This window comes from Bordetella genomosp. 6 (genome assembly GCF_002119705.1).
GTDB classification, from domain to species: domain Bacteria; phylum Pseudomonadota; class Gammaproteobacteria; order Burkholderiales; family Burkholderiaceae_B; genus Bordetella; species Bordetella bronchiseptica_F.
This window is the reverse complement of sequence record NZ_CP021107.1, coordinates 508,863-530,278: the sequence shown is the minus strand read 5'-3', so window position 1 is coordinate 530,278 and position 21,416 is coordinate 508,863. Positions and strand designations below refer to the sequence as shown.

The following is a 21,416-nucleotide window of genomic DNA, read 5'->3' as shown; positions in this document are numbered from 1 at the left end:
GACCGCGACCGCGCGACGGCCCGGCCGGGCCGTCCCACCCCCACACAACAGGACAAGATTATGCGAGTCATCATCGCAGGATGCGGTATTGGCGGCGCCGCGCTGGCCGCCGCCCTGGAAAAGTTCAAGATCGACCACATCGTGCTGGAACAGGCGCCCCGCCTCGAAGAGGTCGGCGCGGGCGTACAGCTCAGCCCCAACGGCGTGGCCGTGCTGCAGCACCTGGGCGTGCACGAAGCATTGAGCAAGGTCGCCTTCGAACCGCGCGAGCTGCTCTACCGCGACTGGCAATCGGGCAAGGTGCTGATGCGCAACCCGTTGATGCCGACCATCAAGGAGCACTTCGGCGCGCCCTACTACCACGCGCACCGGGCCGACCTGCTCGGCGTGCTCACCGAGCGCCTGGATCCGGCCAAGCTGCGGCTGGGCTGCAGGATCGTCGACATCGAACAGGACGCGCGGCACGTAACCGCCACGCTCGCCGACGGCACCCGGATACAGGGCGACATCCTGGTCGGCGCCGACGGCATCCACTCGCTGGTGCGCGGCCGCTACTTCCAGGCCGACCAACCCCAGGCCTCCGGCTGCATCGCCTGGCGCGGCATCGTCGACGCGGACGCCGCCCGGCACCTGGACATCTCGCCCAGCGCCCATCTCTGGCTCGGGCCCGAGCGCAGCGCCGTCATCTACTACGTCTCGGGCGGGCGCAAGATCAACTGGATCTGCATCGGCAGCCGTCCGGGGGACCGCAAGGAGTCCTGGTCGGCCACCACCACCGTGGACGAGGTGCTGCGCGAGTATGCCGGCTGGAACGAGCAGGTCACCGGGCTCATTCGCTTGACCGACAAGCCCTTCGTCACCGCGCTGTACGACCGCGCGCCGCTGGACTCGTGGATCAACGGCCGCATCGCGCTGCTGGGCGACTCCGCCCACGCCATGCTGCCCTACCACGCCCAAGGAGCGGTGCAGAGCATGGAGGACGCCTGGGTGCTGGCCCGCACCCTGCAGCAGTGCGGCGGCGATATCGCGTCCGCGCTCGAGCGCTACCAGTCCTTGCGCAAGGAGCGCACGGCCCGCGTGCAGGCCCAATCGCAACTGGCGGAAAAGCGCTTTCACATGAGCGACCCCGAGCAGGTCGCGCGGCGCAACCAGAAGTTCCTCCACTACGACGCCCAGTATCAGGGCACCTTCCTGCCGCAACAGGAATGGCTGTTCGGATACGACGCCGACAAGGCGGCCCTGGGCACCGACGACGCCTGGCGCGCCCTGCGCGCCTGGTAACCCGACACACGAGAGCAACCATGAACAACTCCGACTCTTTCGAACTCATCGAGTACCATGCGGCCGACGGCGTCGCGCGCATCGCCCACAACCGCCCGCAGGCCCGCAACGCGGAAAGCCAGGGCTTGCTCGAAGAACTGGACCGCGCGCTCGGCCTGGCCGTGCGCGACGCCTCGGTCAAGGCCATCGTCATCTCCGGCAAGGGCGACCACTTCTCGGCGGGGCACGACCTCAAGGAGGCCGCGGCCAAGCGCAGCAACTTCACGGTGGAGCAGCGCTGGGAATTCGAGGAGCGCTACTACCTCGGCTACGCGATGCACATCTACGACTGCCCCAAACCGACGATCGCGCAGGTAAGCGGCGCATGCATCGCGGGCGGATTCATGGTGGCCAACATGTGTGACCTCATCGTCGCCTCCGATGACGCGTTCTTCTCCGACCCGGTCTGCCAGACGCTCGCGACCGCGGCGGTCGAGGTCATGATCCACCCGTGGGTCATGGGGGCGCGCAAGGCCAAGGAATTCCTGTTCCTGGGCGAACGCATGAGCGCGCGGGAAGCGCTGGCCATCGGCATGGTCAACAAGGTCGTCGCGCGCGCCGACCTCCAGGCCGAAACCGACCGCATGGCGCAGCGCATCGCCGCGTGCGACCCGTTCGCGCTGCGCCTGGTCAAGCGCTCGATCAACCGCGGCCTGGAAATGCAGGGGTTGCGCAGCGCCATCGACGCGCATTTCGACACGCACCAGCTCAGCCATCTGTCGGAAGGCTTCAACCGCGCGCGTGCCCAGGGCCTGGGCAATGCCATCCAGGCGGCCGCCGCCGGCAGCCGCTGACGGCCATGGCGTCCGCACAGCTCGAAACGCTCCTGGCCCAGGTCCGGCGACTGTACGCCGGCTGGGACCAGGACGCGGACATCGCGCGGATACGGCGCGACTGGGACGCTTTCTTCGGCGCCGTGCATCTGCCCGCGCGCGTCACGCCGGTCGATGCCGGCGGTGTCCCGTGCCATTGGATAGAAGCCCCGGAATCGAGCCGCGATCGCGTGATCGTGTTCATCCATGGCGGGGGCTACCAGATCGGCTCGCACCGCTCGCACCACAACCTGATGGCGCGGCTGTCGGGTCGTTCCGGCCGGGCGGTGCTGAGCATCGGGTACCGCCTGGCGCCGCAGGCGCGCTGTCCGGCCGCGCTGGAGGACGTCGACGCGGCCCATGCCTGGCTGGCCGGCCAGGGCTGGGCCGCGCGGCAGACCGCCCTGTGCGGCGACTCCGCCGGCGGCGCGCTGGCCGTGCTGCTGCTGGCGCGGCTGCGCGAGCGCGGCGCCGCGTTGCCGGCCGCATGCGCCGTGATGTCGCCATGGATAGACCTGCAGGCCCGGGGCGAGAGCTACGCCGCCAACGCGGCGTCCGATCCCATCGCCAACCGCGCCACCGTGCTGCGCATGGCGCGCGCCTACCTCGGCCGCGACGGCGATCCCGAGGCGCCCGCCATCTCGGCGCAGCACGCCGACCTGCGCGGACTGCCGCCGCTGCTCGTGCAGGCCGGCTCGGCCGAGGCGCTGCTCGACGACGCGCGGGCGCTGGCGGCGCGCGCCGCCGCAAGCGGCGTCGCGGTACGCCTGAGCGTATGGCAGGACATGCCGCACGTGTTCCAGCTTTTCGCCGCGCGCCTGGATGCCGCCGACGCCGCCATCGCGGAACTGGCGGATTTCATCAATCACCCATTGCGCGCCGTCCGCGGCGACGCCGAGCCCCATCATGAAACAAGCACTTGAGCACATCAAGGTCGTGGACCTTACCCGCGTCCTGGCCGGCCCCTGGGCCACGCAGATCCTCGCCGACATGGGCGCCCGCGTCATCAAGATCGAACGCCCCGGCGCGGGCGACGACCTGCGCGGCTGGGGGCCGCCGTTCCTGAAGAACGCGGACGGCGAGGAAACCACCGACGCCGCGTACTTCCTCAGCACCAACCGCGGCAAGCAGTCCGTGACGCTGGACATCTCCAGCGCCGAAGGGCAGGAGATCGTCCGCCAACTCGCCAAGGACGCCGACGTGCTGGTCGAGAACTACAAGGTCGGCACGCTGGCGCGCTTCGGCCTGGACTACGAGTCGCTGCGCAAGATCAATCCACGGCTCGTCTATTGCTCGGTCACCGGCTTCGGCCAGACCGGCCCGCACGCCCACCTGCCCGGCTACGACTACATCTTCCAGGGCATGGGCGGCCTGATGAGCATCACCGGCCTGCCCGACGCCGAGCCCGGCGGCGGCCCGCTCAAGACCGGCATCCCGATCACCGATGTCGTCACGGGCATCTACGCCTCGACGGCGATCCTGGGCGCGCTGGAGCACCGCAACCTCAGCGGCGAGGGACAGGCCATCGACATCTCGCTGCTCGACTGCCTGGTGAACGTCACCGGCTGCGCCGTCATGAATTACTTCCTGTCGGGCAAGATACCGGAAAGACTGGGCAACACGCACTCCAACATGGTTCCGTACCAGGTGTTCCGCTGCAAGGAAGGCGACGTGATCGTGGCGGTGGGCAACGACACCCAGTTCGTGACCTTCGCCGGATTGATCGGCATGCCCCAGCTTGCCACGGACAGCCGCTTCTCGACCATGGCGCAGCGCAGCCGCAACCGCGAAACGCTGATTCCCATCATCGCCCAGGCCATGCTGGCGCGCCCCATGCAGGAGTGGGTGTCCCTGCTCGAAGCCGCCAACGTGCCGTGCGGTCCCATCAACAATCTGCAGCAGGTGTTCGAAGACGCGCAGGTGCGGCACCGCGGCCTGAAGCTGTCGCTGCCCCATGGCTCGGGGGTGGACGCGCCCGGGGTCGCCAGCCCGATCCGCTACTCGGCCACGCCCATCGCCTATGGCAGGGCCGCGCCCTGCCTGGGGGAACATACGGAAGAGGTGCTGCAGACGGAACTCGGCATGGCGCCGGCGGCGATCGGCGCGCTGCGCGCGCGCGGCATCGTGTGATGCCCGCGCCGGCCGTGGCGCGCGCGCCTCTCGCACCGGCATGCTGCGCATGCGCTGGGCGTTCCGAGGATGTCCTGAGAGAGGGAAAGCCTACGCGACGCGCAGGCGGCCGTCGCCCGGCTCGTCGCCGGCGTCGCCCGCCCATTGCTCGTAGGCGCTGAGGATGCGCGGCAGCATTTCGCGCACCAGCGCGTGCGCCTGCCGGGCCGCGCCGGCCAGATCGCGCTGCGCCAGCGCCGGGACGATGCCGCGGTGGTACTGGTCCGCGGGCGTGGCCGCCAGCGTGCGGCGCACCAGGTTGTAGCGCAGCGGCTCGACCTGTTCGTATAGGCGGCTCAAGGTGTCGGCAAGCGGAACATTGCCGGTGAAGCGCGCGCTGGCCAGGTAGAAGTCGCGCAGCGCGCCGATATAGCCGCGCACGTCTTCGCCGGCCTGCGCCTGCGCGATGCGCGCCTCGTGCCGGCGCAGGTCATCGAGCAGGGGCGAGAGGTCGGCGGCCTCCGACAATTGCATAATGCTGTAAGCCTCCAGTTCGGCGTACAGCATGTAGACCTGCCGGATCTCGGTCTGGCTGTAGCGGCGGATGCGGAAACCCTTGCGCTGCAGGTGCACCACCAGCCCGCCGCGCTCGAGCAGGCGCAAGGCCTCGCGAATCGGGCTGCGGCTGGTGCCGAAGCGCTGTTCGAGATCCTGTTCGCGCAGGGGCTGGCCCGGCCTGAAGGTGCCGTCGACGATGAGTTCCCGTATCTGCTCTTTCAGGAAGTACGGGATCGTGGCGGGCGCTTTGACGTCCAATCTGAATTCCTTGGCCGTGGGGCGCCGGAGTTTGCAATTATAAGAAGATACTAGATAAACATTGAAACATAAATAGCGCAATGCGGCGCCCTGGATCCGTCCCGCGGGGCCGTGGCCCCGCGGGATCGCGGCGTCAGACCAGCACGCGCTCGATGCCGCCCGTGTTGGCGCGGCGCACGTAATCCTCCATCCAGGTTTCACCCAGGATGTGACGCGCCATCTCGACGACGATGTAGTCGGCGTCCATGCCGGTCTCGCCTTCATAGCGCGACAGGCCTTGCAGGCACGACGGGCACGAAGTCAGGACCTTGACGTCGCCGCTGAAGCCGTCGGCGCGCATGGCGGCCTGGCCACGGTCCAGTTCTTCCTGCTTGCGGAAACGCACCTGGGTCGACACGTCGGGGCGGCTCACCGCCAGGGTGCCCGACTCGCCGCAGCAGCGGTCGCTCTTCTGGGCGCCCTCGCCCACCAGCGAACGCACGGTCTTCATCGGATCCTGCAGCTTCATGGGGGTATGGCAGGGGTCGTGATACATGTAGCGCACGCCCTGCACGCCATCCAGCTTGATGCCTTTCTCCAGCAGGTACTCGTGGATGTCGATCAGGCGGCAGCCGGGGAATATCTTCTCGAATTCATAGCCGGCCAACTGGTCGTAACAGGTACCGCAGCTGACCACCACCGTCTTGATATCCAGGTAGTTCAGCGTATTGGAGACACGGTGAAACAGCACCCGGTTGTCGGTGATGATCTGCTCGGCCTTGTCCGTCATGCCGTTGCCGCGCTGCGGATAGCCGCAGCACAGGTAGCCCGGCGGCAGCACGGTCTGCACCCCGGCATGCCACAGCATGGCCTGGGTGGCCAGGCCCACCTGGGAGAACAGCCGCTCCGAGCCGCAACCCGGGAAGTAGAACACCGCCTCGGTATCGGCCGTGGTCGTCTTGGGGTCGCGGATGATCGGGACGTAGTTGGCGTCCTCGATATCCAGCAGCTTGCGCGCGGTCTGCTTGGGCAGCCCGCCCGGCATCTTGCGGTTGACGAAGTGCACCACCTGTTCGCGCAGCGGCGCGCGCCCGACCGTGGCCGGCGGATGCGCGGCCTGCTTGCGCGAGACGCTGGCCAGCAGGTCGTGCGCGGCGCGCTGCACCTTGTAGCCCACGCCCACCATGGCCTTGCGCGTCGCGTTGATCGCGGCCGGATCCTTGGCGTTCAGGAAGAACATGGCCGCGGCCGTGCCCGGGTTGAACGATTTGCGGCCCATGCGGCGCAAGAGCGCGCGCATGTTCATCGACACATCGCCGAAATCGATGTCCACCGGACAGGGCGTATAGCACTTGTGGCACACCGTGCAGTGGTCCGCCACGTCCTCGAATTCTTCCCAATGCTTCAGGCTGATGCCGCGGCGCGTCTGTTCTTCGTACAGGAAGGCCTCGACCAGCAGCGAGGTGGCGAGGATCTTGTTGCGCGGCGAATACAGCAGGTTGGCGCGCGGCACGTGGGTCGCGCACACCGGCTTGCACTTGCCGCAGCGCAGGCAATCCTTGACCGAATCGGCGATCGCGCCGATGTCGCTCTGCTGCATGATGAGCGACTCGTGCCCCATCAGGTTGAAGCTGGGCGTCCAGGCATGGCGCAGGTCAGCGCCCGGCATCAGCTTGCCGGCGTTGAAGTGGCCGTTGGGGTCGACGCGCCGCTTGTATTCCTGGAACGGCGCCAGCTCGGCCTCGGTCAGGAACTCGTACTTGGTCAGGCCGATGCCGTGTTCGCCGGAAATCACGCCATCCAGGTCGCGCGCGATCTGCATGATGCGCTCGACCGCCTGGTTGGCTTCGCGCAGCATGCCGTAGTCGTCCGAGTTGACCGGAATATTGGTGTGCACGTTGCCATCGCCGGCGTGCATGTGCAGCGCCACGAACACGCGGCTCTTGAGCACGCGGGCGTGGACGGCGACCAGCCCATCGAGGATCAGCTTGCCGGCGTTGCCCGAGAATATCCCCTGCAGCGCCGGCAGCACCTCGGTCTTCCACGAGATGCGCACCGTGTGGTCCTGCACCACGTCGAAGACGCGGGCCTGCGGCTGCGCCTGCACGCGCCCGGCCAGCGCCTCGCGCTGGGCGGCCATGTCCAGGCCATCGAGTTCGGGCAGCGCCTGGGCCAGCGGCAGGTCCAGGTTGTCCAGCAGCCATTGCCAGCGCCGGCGCGTGCGCGCCAGATGCTCGATGGCCTGGCGCGTGCGCTCGGCCAGCACCTCGGCGCGGGTCAGCGCGACATCCTCGGCGTCTTCCACCTTGCCCATGGGCAGCGGCTCGGCCAGATAGGCGTCCAGCTCGTCGAGCAGGCGCAGCTTGTTGCGCGTGGACAGCTCGATGTTGATGCGTTCGATGTGATCGGTGTACTCGCCCATCCGATCCAGCGGAATCACCACGTCCTCGTTGATCTTGAAGGCGTTGGTGTGGCGGGCGATGGCAGCCGTGCGCGAACGGTCCAGCCAGAATTTCTTGCGCGCCTCGGCGCTGACGGCCACGAAGCCTTCGCCGTGGCGCGTATTGGCCAGGCGCACCACTTCGCTGGCGGCGGTGGCCACCGCGTCCTCGTCGTCGCCGACGATGTCGCCGATCAGCACCATCTTGGGCAGCATGGCGCGCTTGCTCTTGGTGGCATAGCCCACCGCGCGCAGGTAGCGTTCGTCCAGGTGCTCCAGGCCGGCCAGGATGGCGCCGCGCGCCTTGCCCTCGCCGTCCAGGTAGCCCTTGACCTCGACGATGGACGGGATGGCGTCGCGCGCCTGCCCGAAGAACTCCATGCAGACCGTGCGCGTATGGCGCGGCATGCGGTGCAGCACCCAGCGCGCCGACGTGATCAGGCCGTCACAGCCTTCCTTCTGCACGCCCGGCAGGCCTGCCAGGAATTTGTCGGTCACGTCCTTGCCCAGGCCGGCCTTGCGGAACTTGCGTCCCTCGATATCCAGGCGCTCGGTACGCAGCAGCTTCTCGCCGGGCTTGCCGGCGCCGTCGAACCATTTCAGTTCGAAGCTGGCCACGTCGACGTCGTGGATCTTGCCCAGGTTATGCGCCAGCCGGGTCACTTCCAGCCAGTTGCCGTCCGGATCCACCATGCGCCACCAGGCCAGGTTGTCCAGCGCGGTGCCCCACAGCACGGCCTTCTTGCCGCCCGCGTTCATGGCGATGTTGCCGCCCACGCAGGACGCCTCGGCCGAGGTCGGATCGACGGCGAACACGAAGCCGGCGCGCTCGGCGGCCTCGGCCACCCGCTTGGTGACCACGCCGGCGCCGGCGTGGATCACCGCGGCCGGCTCGGTCAGGCCCGGCAGCACACAGGACTCGACCTCGCCCAGGGTCTCGAATTTCTCGGTATTGATGACGGCCGACTTCCAGGTCAGCGGGATCGCGCCGCCCGTGTAGCCCGTACCGCCGCCGCGCGGCACGATGGTCAGGCCCAGCTCGATACAGGCGCGCACCAGCGCGGCGATCTCGTCCTCGGAGTCGGGCGTGAGCACCACGAACGGGTATTCGACCCGCCAGTCGGTGGCGTCGGTAACGTGCGATACGCGCGACAGGCCATCGAACTTGATGTTGTCGCGCGCGGTGATGCGGCCCAGCACCCGCTGCGCCTGGCGGCGCAACTGCGCGGTCTGGTCGAACTGGCCCTCGAACGCGGCCACCGCCGAACGGGCGCGCGCCAGCAGCTCGACCACCTTGGCATCGCGGCGCGGATCATGGCCAGCCTCGGTCACGGCGGCCGGCTCGCGGCGCTTGTCGATCTCGCCCAGGCGGTGGTGCAGCGCCTCGATCAGCAGCTTGCGGCGCTTGGGGTTGTCGAGTAGGTCATCCTGCAGGTAGGGATTGCGCCGTACCACCCAGATATCGCCCAGCACCTCGTACAGCATGCGCGCCGAACGGCCGGTGCGGCGCTCGCCGCGCAGGTCGCTGACCAGCTGCCAGGCGTCTTCGCCCAACAGGCGGCTGACGATCTCACGGTCGGAGAACGACGTGTAGTTGTACGGGATTTCGCGCAAACGCGCGCCGGGTGCGGGCGGTATCGCCGCGGTCAGGATTTGGCTGGCGAGGGGGGCGTTCATGGAAGCAACAAGAGGGGCCCTTAAAGAGCCATTTTAAGACATTGGCAACTCAATCTCCCGAATACCCCCACATCTACGCGCAAAACCGCGCCAGATATGGGCCGGAAGGCCGATGGCGCATTGTTACATATGGAATTCCGGCAGCGCCCAGAGCAAGGCGCCGGTCAGCAGCGCATAGCGCAGAAACTTGCCAATGGCCATGTAGGCCACGCAGGGCCAGAAGCTGAGCCGCAGCCAGCCGGCCACCGCGCACAGCGGGTCGCCCACCGCAGGCAGCCAGGACAGCAGCAGCGCCGGCGGCCCCATCCGGTGCAGCCAGATTCGCGCGCGCGCGTTCCAGCGCCCGCCCAGGCGCGACTGGAAGCCGTCCTGCCGCTCGTGGGGGTGGCGGGCGCGCCAGCGCTCGACGGCGCGGTGGGCCCACAGCCCCATGTAGTAGCTGATGGCCCCGCCAGCCGTATTGCCGACGGTCGCCACCAGCACGGTAGGCCAGAACATATCGGGCGCCAGCTTGACGAATCCGTACACCGCCGCCTCCGACCCCAGCGGCAACAGGGTGGCCGACAGCAGGCTGACGAGGAAAACCGCGCTCAGGCCGACCTTGGGCAGGGCCAGGAGAGCAAGCAGCCAGTGGACGGCATCGAGCAGGCTTTGTTCCATGATGGCCGGTAGTGTAGGGCCAGCCGGCCGGAATGTCCCTGTGGTAATCTGCCCGACGCCTTTTTTCCCGCGCCGCCTTCCCGCCATGTCCACCGACTACCTCAAACGCATCCTGACCTCCAAGGTCTACGACGTCGCCGTCGAATCGCCGCTGGAGCGCGCGCCGCTGCTGTCGCAGCGCATCGCGAACAACGTGCTGCTCAAGCGCGAGGACACCCAGGCGGTCTTCAGCTTCAAGCTGCGCGGCGCCTACAACAAGATGGCCAACCTGACGCCGGCGGCGCGCGGCCGCGGCGTGATCGCGGCCTCGGCGGGCAACCATGCCCAGGGCGTGGCCCTGGCGGCCACCAAGCTGGGCTGCCGCGCCGTCATCGTCATGCCCACCACCAGCCCGCAGGTCAAGGTGGACGCCGTGCGCCGGCTCGGCGGCGAGGTCGTGCTGGCCGGCGACAGCTTCACCGACGCCTACGAACACGCGCAGCAGCTGGAAAAAAGCGAAAAGCTGACCTTCGTGCATCCCTTCGACGATCCCGACGTGATCGCCGGCCAGGGCACGATCGGCATGGAAATCCTGCGCCAGCATCCGGGCGAGATCGAGGCGATCTTCGTGGCCATCGGCGGCGGCGGCCTGATCGCCGGCGTGGCCGCCTACATCAAGCAGCTGCGGCCGGAAATCAAGATCATCGGCGTGCAGACCGAAGACTCCGACGCCATGGTCCGCAGCGTGCGCGCCGGCCGGCGCGTGCAGCTCAGCGATGTCGGCCTGTTCTCGGACGGCACGGCCGTCAAGCTGGTGGGCGCCGAAACCTTCCGGCTGGCGCGCCAGTACGTGGACGATTTCGTGGTGGTCAATACCGACGCGATCTGCGCGGCCATCAAGGACGTGTTCCAGGACACCCGCAGCGTGCTGGAGCCCGCCGGCGCCATGGCGGTGGCCGGCGCCAAGCAGTACGCGGCCGAGCACAAGCTCAAGGGCAAGACCCTGGTCGCGGTGGCATGCGGCGCCAACATGAATTTCGACCGGCTGCGCTTCGTTGCCGAGCGCGCCGAAGTGGGCGAAATGCGCGAAGCGGTGTTCGCCGTCACCATGCCCGAGCAGCGCGGCAGCTTCCGCCGCTTCTGCGAGCTGGTCGGCAACCGCAGCGTCACCGAGTTCAACTACCGCATCTCCGATGCCGAGCGTGCGCACGTCTTCGTGGGCGTGCAGGTCTCCACGCCGGCCGAGCCCGAAAAGATCGCCGCCAACTTCCGCCGGCACGGCTTCGACACCCTGGACCTGACGCACGACGAACTGGCCAAGACGCACCTGCGCCACATGGTCGGCGGACATTCGGCGCTGGCGCGCAACGAACTGCTCTACCGCTTCGAGTTTCCCGAGCGCCCGGGCGCGCTGATGCGCTTTCTCAATGCCATGAACCCGGACTGGAACATCAGCCTGTTCCACTACCGCAACCAGGGCGCCGACTACGGCAACATCCTGATCGGGATCCAGGTTCCGCCCACCGACAAGAAACTGTTCAGGAGCTTCGTCGCCGAACTGGGCTACCCGCACTGGAACGAAACGGACAACCCGGCGTACAAGCTGTTCCTGTAGGCCTGGGGAAGGGGGTGCCTGCCCCCGGACGGGAGCTGACATCCGCGGCGAGGTGTGCCTGTCCCCACTGGGACAGGCACACCGCTCTACGCCATGAACGGTTGACTGCCAAGGCGGTGCCTGTCCCCGCAGGGACAGGCACCAAAAATTCGAAGTTTGCGGGAGCCAGTCCCCTTCGGGGACAGGCTCCCGAGTATCAGAATCTATGCCTGATCCCCATCGCCACGGCCGTGTCCTTGGCGTCGCGCTGGAATGCATAGTTCTTGCCGTACGAGGCGTAGGCGTACAGGTTGGTGCGCTTGGTGAAATCGTACGTGTAGCCCAGGCTGTAGACGTTGAACGTGGCGTCGTCGCCGGTCAGCTTGTCATTGTTGGGCGTGGCGCGCTGCCATGAGCCGAACACCGCCGAGCGGCCCAGCGGAACGGTGGCGCCGATCATGTACGAATTGGCGCGAAAACCGTCGGCCAGCATGAACGAGCTCAGCTTGTTGAACCCGTCGGGCGTGCTGCCCATGTTCTGGCCCACGAACCAGCCGTCGCGCGTCTGGCCGAAGGCCGCGGCCAGCTTGACCACTTCGAAATCGTAGGTGCCGCCGATGGCGTACTGCTGCACCCGCGCATCGGACTTGCCGCCGGGGCGGTCGTCGTTGGGATTGAAGCGGTCGTACGTCAGGGCGAGGTTGACCGGACCGTTCAGGTACTGCAGGCCGGTGGTCAGCACGCGGTTGTTCCCGGCGGTGGCGAAATTGCTGTCGTCGTCCAGCGTGTCGTCCGCGTTGAACGAGTAGCCGACGCCGAACTTGAAACCATCCAGGCTGGGCGTCTGGTACAGCACCATGTTGTCCAGGCGCATGGTGTTGGCGGCGCTGAACGTCGTACCCATGTTCGCCGAGTTGTAGCTCACCGAGAACGGATCGATCGAGCCGAAGAACTTCGAGGCCAGGTTGGTCTGGCGGCCGAATTCCAGGCGGCCCCACGAATCGCTGTCCAGGCCCACGGTGGCCTGGCGGCCGAACAGCCGGCCGCTTTGCAGCGAGTTGCCGTTGAGCGGGCCGAAGCCGGCCTCCAGGTTGAACACGGCGCGCAGGCCGTCGCCCAGGTCTTCGCTGCCGCGCAGCCCGAAGCGCGAGCCGCTGCTGACGCCTTGCACCGTGCCGATGCGGCTTTGCGATTGGCCCTTGAACTTGACCTGTTCATAGCCGAGGCCGGCATCGATGAGGCCATACAGCGTCACCGAGTCGGCCGCCTGCGCGGCGCCGGCGAAACCCGTCGCCAGCGCCACGGCCAGTAGTGTTTTTTTCATAGCAGTTCCCTACGGATGGCAAGAAAGACATGCGCTTCGCACGAAGCACCGCCAACAGTGTCCGGCCTGCACCCGAGCGGAGAAACCCCTACTTCGGGGAACACTTTCCCATCAGTGGAAGAATGGACCGGAAAGGCAGCCGCGGCCGCCGGCCCTTGCCCTGCCCTGCGCGGGCGCGGCGGGACGTCGCGCCTTACTTGGCGGGCGGGTAGTCGAGTTCGCCGAAGGTGACTTCGCCGGCGGCCTTGGCGGCGGCCAGCTCGGCGCGCACCTGTTCGCGCGTCTTGCCGGCGGCGGGCGCGGCAGCGGGAGCGGGATAGTCCAGCTCGCCGAACGTTACCTGTCCGGCGGCCTTGGCCGCTTGCAGTTCGGCCGCGACGTCGGCGCGGCTCTTGCCGGCGGCGGGCTCGGCGGCGGGCGGGTAGTCCAGCTCGCCGAACGTCACCTGCCCGGCAGCCTTGGCGGCAGCCAGTTCGGCGCGAACCTGTTCGCGGGTCTTGCCATCGGCGTGGGCGGCGGACATGCCCGCAAGCGTAACGGAAACCATGAGTGCAGTGGCCAGGGCGTGGCGTTTCATCGACTTCTCCAATCTTAAATGTTGTTCAGTGCCGTGTGGGGCAATGTGTCAACGCAATGACGACCGGAGAAGTATCAGCGCTTCGAGCCTAAGTAAAAACCCTTATTTTGGCGAACTTCATTCCATGGACGGGATAATGATTAAGCAAGATGTATGTTCGCACCAATTATCATGGCGGGACTCGCGCCGCGCGCATGCGATGGGCAAGCCCACCCGCCGGCGGCATAAGAACAGAGGTCCAAGATGGATATCCAGCTCAACGATATCGCGCTCTTCGTTGAAGTGGCCAAGCGCAAGAATTTCAGCCACGCGGCCGAAGCCCTCAACATCCCCACCTCCACGCTGTCGCGCCGCGTCAGCGAGCTGGAGCGCGGCCTGGGCATGCGCCTGCTCAACCGCAGCACCCGTCGCATCGACCTGACCGAAGCCGGCGCCCTGTATTTCGAGCGCTGCCGCCATATCGTCGAGGAAGCGCGCGTGGCGCACGAGCAATTGCAGGACATGGCCGCCCAGCCCAAGGGGCGGCTGCGCATTTCGCTGCCCACCAGCCTGGCGCAACTGTTCCTCACCGACGTGATACCGGAATTCCGCAGCCTGTATCCCGACATCGAATGCGACTTCGACCTCAGCATGCGTCCGGTCGACCCCATCAGCAATCCGTTCGACCTGGTGCTGCGCTTCGGGCAGCAGCCCGACTCCAGCCTGGTCGCGCGCCAGATCGTGCTGATGACCCAGCACCTGTACGCCGCCCCGCAATACCTGGCCCTGCATGGCGAACCGCGCGTGCCGGCCGACCTGGGGCATCACGAATGCCTGCGCCCCTCCATGAGCGACGCGTTCTCGTACTGGGTGCTGCAATCGGGCGACAAGGTCGAGCGGGTGCAGGTGTCGGGCCGGCTGGCGGCCAACAACATCGGCATGCTGGGCCGGCTGGCTGGCCAGGGCCTGGGCATCACGCCGCTGGTCATGAGCGACAGCATGACACGCGCCATCAGGCAGGCAGGCCTGGTGCGCGTGCTGCCCGACTGGGCACTGACGCCGATCCCCTTGTTCGCGCTGATGCCTTCGCGCATGGTGCCCGCCAAGACACGGGCCTTCCTGGATTTCATCCAGCCGCGCCTGAACGCGGCCTGAGGCGGCGCGCGCTCAGTCGCCTTCCTGGTACTGGCACACGGTGTACAGCGGCGTGCCCGTGGCCGTGATCTGGGCCGAGCCGCCCAGGTAAGGCAGGTCAATGATGGCCGCGGCCTCGACCACGTTGGCGCCCAGGCGCTGCAGCAGCTTGATGGCCGCCAGCATGGTGCCGCCGGTGGCGATCAGGTCGTCGACCAGCAGCACGCGCTGCCCGGTGCGCACCGAATCGGTATGCATCTCGACCGCGGCGTTGCCGTATTCCAGCGAATATTCTTCGGCCACGGTGCGGTACGGCAGCTTGCCCTTCTTGCGCACCGGCACGAAGCCGAGGTTCAGTTCGTGCGCCAGCACCGCGCCCACGATGAAGCCGCGCGCATCGACGCCGGCCACCAGATCGAGGCGCTGGCGCATGTAGCGATAGACGAACAGGTCGATCAGGACACGGAACGTGCGCGGATCCTGCAGCACGGGCGTGATGTCGCGAAACGTCACGCCGGGCGTGGGCCAGTCGGGGACGCTGCGGATGGTGCGCCGGACCAGTTCGGCGTAATCGGTCTGCATGGTGAACGTCCCAGGAAACAAAAGCAAGGCGAACTATAACCGCGCGCCGATGCTTAGGCCAGTCACATGGGCGCGGCGCGCCGCAGCCGGCCCGCTTGCAGCGTGTACACCATATCGACCGTGCCCGGCGGCAGGCGGGCATGGGTGGCGAGCACCACGGTACGTCCCTGCGTGGCGCGCGCCAGGTCCGCCAGCAGTTCGGCCTCGGTGGCCGCGTCCAGGCCCGCGGTGGGCTCGTCCAGCAGGATGGCCGACGCGCCGGTCAGCAAGGCGCGGGCCAGGCAAAGGCGGCGCGCCTGGCCGGCCGACAGGCCCGCGCCGGTCTCGCCTATCCACGTATCGAGTCCTTGCGGCAGGCCGCGCACCACGTCGCCCAGGCGCGCCGCGTCCAGCGCGCGCCACAGCGCCGCGTCGTCGGCCTGCGCGTCGCCGATCAGCAGGTTGGTGCGCACCGTGCCGAGAAACAATGGCGCATCCTGCGACAGCAAGGCCACGCGGCGATGCAGCTCGGCCTGCGCGCACTCGCGCACATCGCAGCCGGCGTAGCGTACGGCGCCGCGCTGCGGATCCTCCAGGCGCAGCAACAGTTGCAGCACGGTCGACTTGCCGGCGCCGCTGGCGCCGACGATGGCCACGCGTTGCCCGGGCGCCACGCGCAGGCAGGCGCCGTCGAGCACCGGATGCGCCGCGGCATCGGGCACGGGATAGGCGAATGTCACGTCCTCCAGCGCCAGCTCGCCGACGGGCGGCAATGCGCGCGGCGCGGCCGGATCGCGCAGGTCGGGTTCGCGCGCGGCGATCTCACCGATGCGCGCGGCGGCGGCCACCGCCGCCCCCAGGCGCGACACGCCGCGCATGACCGGGCCGGCCACTTCGAAGATGCCGATCGTCGCCAGCAGCAACCCCGCCAGCAAAGGGCCGCCCAGTTCGCCCGCCGCCAGTCCGTCCAGCCCGAACCACAGCACGGCCAGCACCGCCGCGCCCGCGGCAACCTGCACCAGCCACTGACCGCGCGCGGCGATGCGCACCTGCGCGGCGCGCGCCCGGGCCGACTGTTCGCACGCGTCGGCGAACTGCGCGCGCGCCTGGGCGCCGGCGTGCAGGGCCGCGATGTCGGCATGGCCTTCGACCGCGTCCAGCGTGGCCGCGCGCAAGGCCGCCGCGCTGTCCTGCACCGCCGCGCCGGGCCGGCGGCCGGCGCGCGCCAGCCACCAGGGCGCCACGGCGCAGGACAGCAGCAAGGCCGCGGCCGCCACCAGCGCGGCGGCCGGAATCCAGGCCCCCATGACCGCCGTCAGGATGGCGCCGCCGGCCAGCGCCACCGCGATCGGCGCCAGCACGAACAGGAACACCGTATCCAGCGCGTCGACATCGCTGGTCAACCGCGCCACCAGGTCGCCGCCGCGGTAGCGGGCCAGCTGGCGCGGCGTCAGGCGCACCAGCGAGCGGAACACCGAGGCCCGCAGATCGGCCAGCAGGCGCAGCGTGGCGGCATGGCCGGCCACCCGCTCGCCGTAGCGCGAGCCGATGCGGATGAAGGAGAGGCCGCGCACCAGCGACGACGGCACGAACAGATTGAACACCGCGCCCGCGCCCGCCAGCGCCGCCCCGGTAAGAAACCAGCCCGACACCCCGAGCAGGCCCACGCCCGCCGCCACGGTCAGCAGCGACAGCGCCAGGGCCAGGGCCAGCGCGCCCTTGCGGCGCGCGTACAGGCGGAACAGTAAACGCCACAGACTCATGCCGGCTGCAACTCCCGCAGGCGGCCCTGCTCCAGCGCCCACTGCCGCGGCAGGCGCCGCGCCACGGCGTCGGCATGCGTGGCCAGCAGCAAGGTGCGCCCCCGCGCGAAGTCCAGGATCTCGTCGAGCACGCGCGCCTGCGTCGCCGCGTCCAGGTGGGCGGCAGGCTCGTCCAGCAGGATCAGCCCGGGGTCGCGCAGGAACAGGCGCGCCAGCGCCACGCGCTGCGCCTGGCCTCCCGACAGGCCGTGGCCGCGGCTGCCCAGCGGCGTATCCAGGCCGCGCGGCAAGGCCTGCGCGAACTCCATGACGCAGGCGCGGCGCGCCGCCTCCTCGACTTGCGCGGCGCTGGCGCCGGGCCGCGCCAGGCGGATGTTGTCGGCGATCGAGCCAGCGTACAGATAGGGCTTTTGGCCGATCAGCACCACGCGTTCGCGCAGCGCGGCTTCGTTCCAGTCGGCCAACGGCATGCCGTCCAGCGCGATGGCGCCGGCGCCGTCGCGCAAGCGCGCCAGCAACTCCAGCAAGGTCGTCTTGCCGGCGCCGCTGGCGCCGCGCAATGCGACGTGCGCGCCGGCGTCCAGCTGCAGGGCGGCCTCGCGCAGCACCGGCGCGGATCGGCCCGGCTGCGTCACGGTCAGGCCGCTCGCGGCCAGGCGCGCCGCGCCGCGCCCCGCGGCCGGCGCATGAGCCGGCGGCGCGGCCGCCGCCTCGGGCGTGGGCAGGCCGTCGAAGGTGCGCGCGATCTGCGCCACCGCGGCGCGCGCGGCCGCCCGGTCGTGGTAATGGGCGGCGAATTGGCGCAGCGGCCCGTATACCTCGGGCGCCAGCAACAGGCAGAAGAACCCGCCCTGCAAGGTCAGCACCGATGCCCGCACGTCGAGAAAGCCCAGGTAGGTCAGGCCGATGTAGACCGCCACGCCGGCCACGCCCAGCGCCGCGAAGAACTCCAGCACGGCCGAGGACAGGAAGGCGATGCGCAGCACCGCCATCGTGCGCTGGCGCAAGGCGTCGCTGGCCGCCACGACCGACTGCGCCTCGGCCTCGGCGCGGCCATACAGCTTCAGCGTGGCCAGGCCGCGCAAGCGGTCGGCGAAGAAACCCGACAGCCGCGCAAAGGCCTGCAGGTGGCGGCGGCTGGCCGCCTCCGCCCCCCACCCCACCAGCGCCATGAACAGGGGGATCAGCGGCGCGGTCACCAGCAGCAGCAGGCCGGCGATCACATCGACCGGCAGCACCACGACCGCGAAGGCGACCGGCAGCACCGCCGCCGCGCCCATGGCGGGCAGGTACTTGGCGAAGTAGGCATCCAGCGCCTCGACCTGTTCGACCATGGCGCTGGCCAGTTCGCCCGAGGCGCGCTGGCGCGACCATTGGGGGCCCATGGCCAGCAGGCGCGCGAACAGCGCCTCGCGCACCTGGCGCTTGATGCGCTCGGCCGCCGCGGCGCCGGCGCGCTCGCCCAGCCAGGCCAGCGCGGCGCGTGCCAGCATGAGGGCGGCGATCGCGACAATGGGGGTGGCCAGCTCGGCGCGTGGCGCGCCCTGCACGATGGCCTGGTCCAGCACGCGGGCCAGCAGCCAGGCCTGGATGACCAGCAGCACGCCGCCGACCAGCGGAGCGGCGGCGGCCACCGCCAGCGGCACGCGCGCCGCGCGCGCCCTCACCGCCAGCCAGCGCGAATGCTCGCGGGGCGGCTTGTTCAGCGCGGCGGCGGGATCATGCTCGATACCGGAAGCGCCGCTCACTCGTCAGCCGGCGTCTTGTAGGGATCGTGCGCATGGCCTTCGCGCAGCTCGAACCACATCGCATTCAGGATGCCGAACGCACACGCCAGGCTCAGGCCAAGAATCCAAGAGAAATACCACATGACTGGCTCCTGATCAGTACGAGTTGGGCGTGCCGTCCACCGAATCCTCGGTGACCTTGCCCCGCATGACGCGATACACCCAGGCCGTATAGACCGTGATGATCGGCAGGAAGAACGCCACCGCCAGCAGCATGATCCACAGCGTCAGCAGGCTGGACGACCCGTCCCAGACCGTCAGCCCGGCGCCGGGCCGGCTCGACGACGGCATGATGAACGGAAACAGCGCGAAGCCGACCGTGAGGATGATGCCGGTGATCGACGCCGACGAGGCGAGAAAGGCGAGGACGTTGGCGCGCGCGCTGAGCAGCAGGCAGGCCAGCAACGCGCCGCCCACGCCCAGCGCCGGGGCGATCCAGGTCAACGGCCATTTCTCGTAGTTGGCCATCCAGCCGCCGGCCTGCACCTCCACGGTCTTGAGCATGGGATTGGACGGCGCATGCATGTCCACCGCGCTGGTGATCACGTGCCCGTCCAGGCCATACGCCACCCAGAAGCCGCCCGCCACGAACAGCGCGGCCGTGGCCAGCGCCGCCAGGCGGCCCCAGTTGCGCGCGCGCGAGGACACCGGGTCATGCGTGCGCCAGGCCAGCAGCACGCCGCCATGCATCACCATCATCGCCACGCTGACCAGGCCGGCCAGCAGCGCGAACGGCTTGAAGAGCTGGTAGAAATGGCCTTCGTATTCGGGCCGCAGCGTCGCCGCGTCGAAGCCGAACGGCACGCCGAGGATGATGTTGCCCATCGCCACGCCGAACACCAGCGCGGCCACCACGCCGCAGAAGCACAGCACCGCGTCCCAGCGGCTGCGCCAGCGCGTGCCCTCCATCTTGCTGCGGTACTTGAAGCCCACCGGCCGCAGGATCAGGGCGACCAGCACCAGCATCATGGCCAGGTAGAAACCCGAGAACGACGCCGCGTACAGCAAGGGCCAGGCCGCGAAGATCGCCCCGCCGGCGGTAATCAGCCAGACCTGGTTGCCTTCCCATACCGGGCCGACCACGTTGAGCACCACGCGCCGCTCGACATCGGTCTTGGCGACCAGCGGCAAGAGCGCCGCCACGCCCAGGTCGAAGCCGTCCATCACGGCGAAACCGATCAGCAGCGCGCCCAGCAGCAGCCACCAGAGCACGCGCAGGGTGGCATAGTCGAAAGGAATCAAGCTATCCATGTGCGTTCTCCCCCATCAATACGCATCGACGGCCGCCTGGACCGGATCGGCGCGCCGGCCGGCCGGCTCGCTCGCCTCGCCTTTCGGCCCGGCCTTGACGGCATGCAGCATCACCTTGACGCCGATCACCAGCAGCACCGTATAGAGCACCAGGAAGATGGCCAGGCTGATCGCCAGGTCCGTGATGGTCAGGCCGGATGCCGCGTAGTAGGTCGGCAGCACGCCCTCGATCACCCAGGGCTGGCGGCCATACTCGGCCACGAACCAGCCGCTCTCGATCGCCACCCATGGCAGCGGCAGGCTCCACAACGCCACCTTGAGCAGGCCGGGCCGGCTGTCGAGCCGCCCGCGCGAAGCCAGCCAGAACGCCACGCCGAAGAACAGGATCAGGTAGAAGCCCACCGCCACCATGACGCGGAACGCCCAGAACAGCGGCGCCACGTTCGGCACCGTGTCGAGCGCCGCCTGCGCGATCTGCTCGTCGGTGGCCTTGGACAGGTCGGGCTGGTAGCGCTTGACCAGCAGGGCGTAGCCCAGGTCCGGCCAGGTGCGCTCGAACAGCATGCGCGCGTCGACATCCTTGGGATTGGCACGCACGCGCTGCAGCGCCTCGTAGGCGGTGATGCCCTCGCGGATGCGCACCTCCGCGCGCCGCACCAGGTCGTCGATGCCCAGCAGCGGCGTGGTCAGCGAGCGCGTGCCGATCAGCCCCATGACGTATGGAATGGAAATCGCGAACTCGTTCCTGCGCTCTTCCTGGTTGGGAATGGCGATCAGGTTGAACGAGGCCGGCGCCGGCTCCGTATGCCACATGGCCTCGATGGCCGCGATCTTCATCTTCTGGTGTTCGGTGGTGAGGTAACCGCTTTCGTCGCCCAGCACCACCACCGACAGCGCCGACGCCAGGCCGAAGCTGGCCGCCACCGCCATCGAACGCTTGGCCAGGTCGACGTGGCGGCCCTTGAGCAGGTACCAGGCGCTGATCGACATCACGAACATCGCGCCCGCCACGTAGCCGGCGCTGACCGTGTGCACGAACTTGGCCTGCGCCACCGGGTTGAGCAGCACGGCGGCGAAGTCGGTCATTTCCATGCGCATGGTGTCCGGATTGAACATCGCGCCCACCGGGTTCTGCATCCAGCCGTTGGCGATCAGGATCCAGAGCGCCGAAAAGTTGGTGCCGAACGCCACCAGCCAGGTCACCACCAGGTGGCCGACCTTGGACAGGCGGTTCCAGCCGAAGAAGAACAGGCCGACGAAGGTGGCTTCGAGGAAGAACGCCATCAGGCCCTCGAGCGCCAGCGGCGCGCCGAAGATGTCGCCGACGTAATGGCTGTAGTAGGACCAGTTCATGCCGAACTGGAACTCCATGACCACACCGGTGGCCACGCCCAGGGCGAAGTTGATGCCGAACAGCGTGCCCCAGAACATCGTCATCCGCTTCCAGATCTGGCGGCCGGTCATGACGTACACGCTTTCCATGATGGCCAGGATGAACGACAGGCCGAGCGTGAGGGGAACGAACAGGAAGTGGTATAGCGCGGTCGCGGCAAACTGGAATCGCGACAGGTTGACGACATCGAGGTCAATCATGGGGACGCTCCCAGACGGTGGGCCGGCCCGGACAGCCGACATGGCCTCCCGGCTCGCTCGC

The 21,416-nt window shown here is 68.7% G+C and carries 17 protein-coding genes; 6 read left to right on the top strand and 11 right to left on the bottom strand.

The annotated features are described in order from the left end of the window. Positions 1-60: 60 nt before the first annotated feature. From CAL11_RS02555 to CAL11_RS02540, 4 genes are read left to right on the top strand one after another with little or no spacing between them, the layout of a single operon-like run. Complete coding sequence (locus CAL11_RS02555; protein WP_086092065.1) at positions 61-1,281, top strand: FAD-dependent monooxygenase; 1,221 nt, start codon at positions 61-63, stop codon at positions 1,279-1,281. A gap of 20 nt (positions 1,282-1,301) precedes the next feature. Next, the gene (locus CAL11_RS02550; protein WP_033455006.1) at positions 1,302-2,114 is read left to right on the top strand and encodes an enoyl-CoA hydratase; all 813 of its coding nucleotides are present in this window, start codon (positions 1,302-1,304) and stop codon (positions 2,112-2,114) included. Between the two features lie 5 nt (positions 2,115-2,119). Continuing rightward, on the top strand, positions 2,120-3,055 hold the full coding sequence (locus CAL11_RS02545) for an alpha/beta hydrolase fold domain-containing protein (RefSeq protein ID WP_086092064.1): 936 nt from the start codon (positions 2,120-2,122) through the stop codon (positions 3,053-3,055). Next, positions 3,039-4,262: a CaiB/BaiF CoA transferase family protein gene (locus CAL11_RS02540; protein ID WP_086092063.1), complete on the top strand. Its 1,224-nt coding sequence runs from the start codon at positions 3,039-3,041 to the stop codon at positions 4,260-4,262. The genes CAL11_RS02545 and CAL11_RS02540 overlap by 17 nt, the downstream gene beginning before the upstream one ends. 90 nt (positions 4,263-4,352) lie before the next feature. Here the strand turns inward: CAL11_RS02540 and CAL11_RS02535 are convergent, their stop codons facing one another. The 3 genes from CAL11_RS02535 to CAL11_RS02525 all read right to left on the bottom strand — a co-directional run bounded on the left by CAL11_RS02535 (position 4,353) and on the right by CAL11_RS02525 (position 9,813). Further along, positions 4,353-5,138, bottom strand: a complete 786-nt coding sequence (locus tag CAL11_RS02535; RefSeq protein WP_086092062.1) for a GntR family transcriptional regulator — start codon at positions 5,136-5,138, stop codon at positions 4,353-4,355. A gap of 52 nt (positions 5,139-5,190) precedes the next feature. Beyond that, on the bottom strand, positions 5,191-9,153 hold the full coding sequence (locus CAL11_RS02530) for a DUF3683 domain-containing protein (protein WP_033461664.1): 3,963 nt from the start codon (positions 9,151-9,153) through the stop codon (positions 5,191-5,193). A gap of 123 nt (positions 9,154-9,276) precedes the next feature. After that, the gene (locus CAL11_RS02525) at positions 9,277-9,813 is read right to left on the bottom strand and encodes a YqaA family protein (protein ID WP_086092061.1); all 537 of its coding nucleotides are present in this window, start codon (positions 9,811-9,813) and stop codon (positions 9,277-9,279) included. Positions 9,814-9,898: 85 nt separating this feature from the next. Between CAL11_RS02525 and ilvA the strand changes: the two genes are divergently transcribed. Further along, the gene (ilvA, locus tag CAL11_RS02520) at positions 9,899-11,407 is read left to right on the top strand and encodes a threonine ammonia-lyase, biosynthetic (protein ID WP_086092060.1); all 1,509 of its coding nucleotides are present in this window, start codon (positions 9,899-9,901) and stop codon (positions 11,405-11,407) included. Positions 11,408-11,603: 196 nt separating this feature from the next. Here ilvA and CAL11_RS02515 read toward each other — a convergent pair whose 3' ends face one another. Together CAL11_RS02515 and CAL11_RS02510 are read right to left on the bottom strand one after the other, a co-directional pair. Beyond that, the gene (locus CAL11_RS02515) at positions 11,604-12,710 is read right to left on the bottom strand and encodes a porin (RefSeq protein ID WP_033461666.1); all 1,107 of its coding nucleotides are present in this window, start codon (positions 12,708-12,710) and stop codon (positions 11,604-11,606) included. A 193-nt stretch (positions 12,711-12,903) separates the two neighbouring features. Next, entirely contained in the window at positions 12,904-13,287 is a 384-nt protein-coding gene (locus CAL11_RS02510) for a DUF4148 domain-containing protein (RefSeq protein ID WP_068927284.1), read from the bottom strand. A 243-nt stretch (positions 13,288-13,530) separates the two neighbouring features. Here CAL11_RS02510 and CAL11_RS02505 point away from each other — a divergent pair, with 243 nt between their 5' ends. After that, complete coding sequence (locus tag CAL11_RS02505; protein ID WP_033461671.1) at positions 13,531-14,421, top strand: LysR family transcriptional regulator; 891 nt, start codon at positions 13,531-13,533, stop codon at positions 14,419-14,421. 12 nt (positions 14,422-14,433) lie between these two features. Here the strand turns inward: CAL11_RS02505 and CAL11_RS02500 are convergent, their stop codons facing one another. The 6 genes from CAL11_RS02500 to CAL11_RS02475 form a co-directional block, all read right to left on the bottom strand. Beyond that, positions 14,434-14,982: an adenine phosphoribosyltransferase gene (locus CAL11_RS02500; protein ID WP_033446416.1), complete on the bottom strand. Its 549-nt coding sequence runs from the start codon at positions 14,980-14,982 to the stop codon at positions 14,434-14,436. 62 nt (positions 14,983-15,044) lie between these two features. Next, the gene (gene cydC / locus CAL11_RS02495; RefSeq protein WP_086092059.1) at positions 15,045-16,724 is read right to left on the bottom strand and encodes a thiol reductant ABC exporter subunit CydC; all 1,680 of its coding nucleotides are present in this window, start codon (positions 16,722-16,724) and stop codon (positions 15,045-15,047) included. Beyond that, positions 16,721-18,472, bottom strand: a complete 1,752-nt coding sequence (gene cydD, locus CAL11_RS02490; protein WP_086092058.1) for a thiol reductant ABC exporter subunit CydD — start codon at positions 18,470-18,472, stop codon at positions 16,721-16,723. Before cydD ends, cydC begins: the two co-directional genes overlap by 4 nt. Beyond that, positions 18,469-18,594, bottom strand: a complete 126-nt coding sequence (gene cydX / locus CAL11_RS02485) for a cytochrome bd-I oxidase subunit CydX (RefSeq protein WP_086092057.1) — start codon at positions 18,592-18,594, stop codon at positions 18,469-18,471. The genes cydD and cydX overlap by 4 nt, the downstream gene beginning before the upstream one ends. A 13-nt stretch (positions 18,595-18,607) precedes the next feature. Continuing rightward, positions 18,608-19,762 carry a cytochrome d ubiquinol oxidase subunit II gene (gene cydB, locus CAL11_RS02480; protein WP_033461681.1) on the bottom strand — a complete coding sequence of 385 codons (1,155 nt, stop codon included), beginning with the start codon at positions 19,760-19,762 and terminating at the stop codon, positions 18,608-18,610. Positions 19,763-19,777: 15 nt separating this feature from the next. Next, entirely contained in the window at positions 19,778-21,397 is a 1,620-nt protein-coding gene (locus tag CAL11_RS02475) for a cytochrome ubiquinol oxidase subunit I (RefSeq protein ID WP_086092056.1), read from the bottom strand. Positions 21,398-21,416 lie beyond the last annotated feature (19 nt).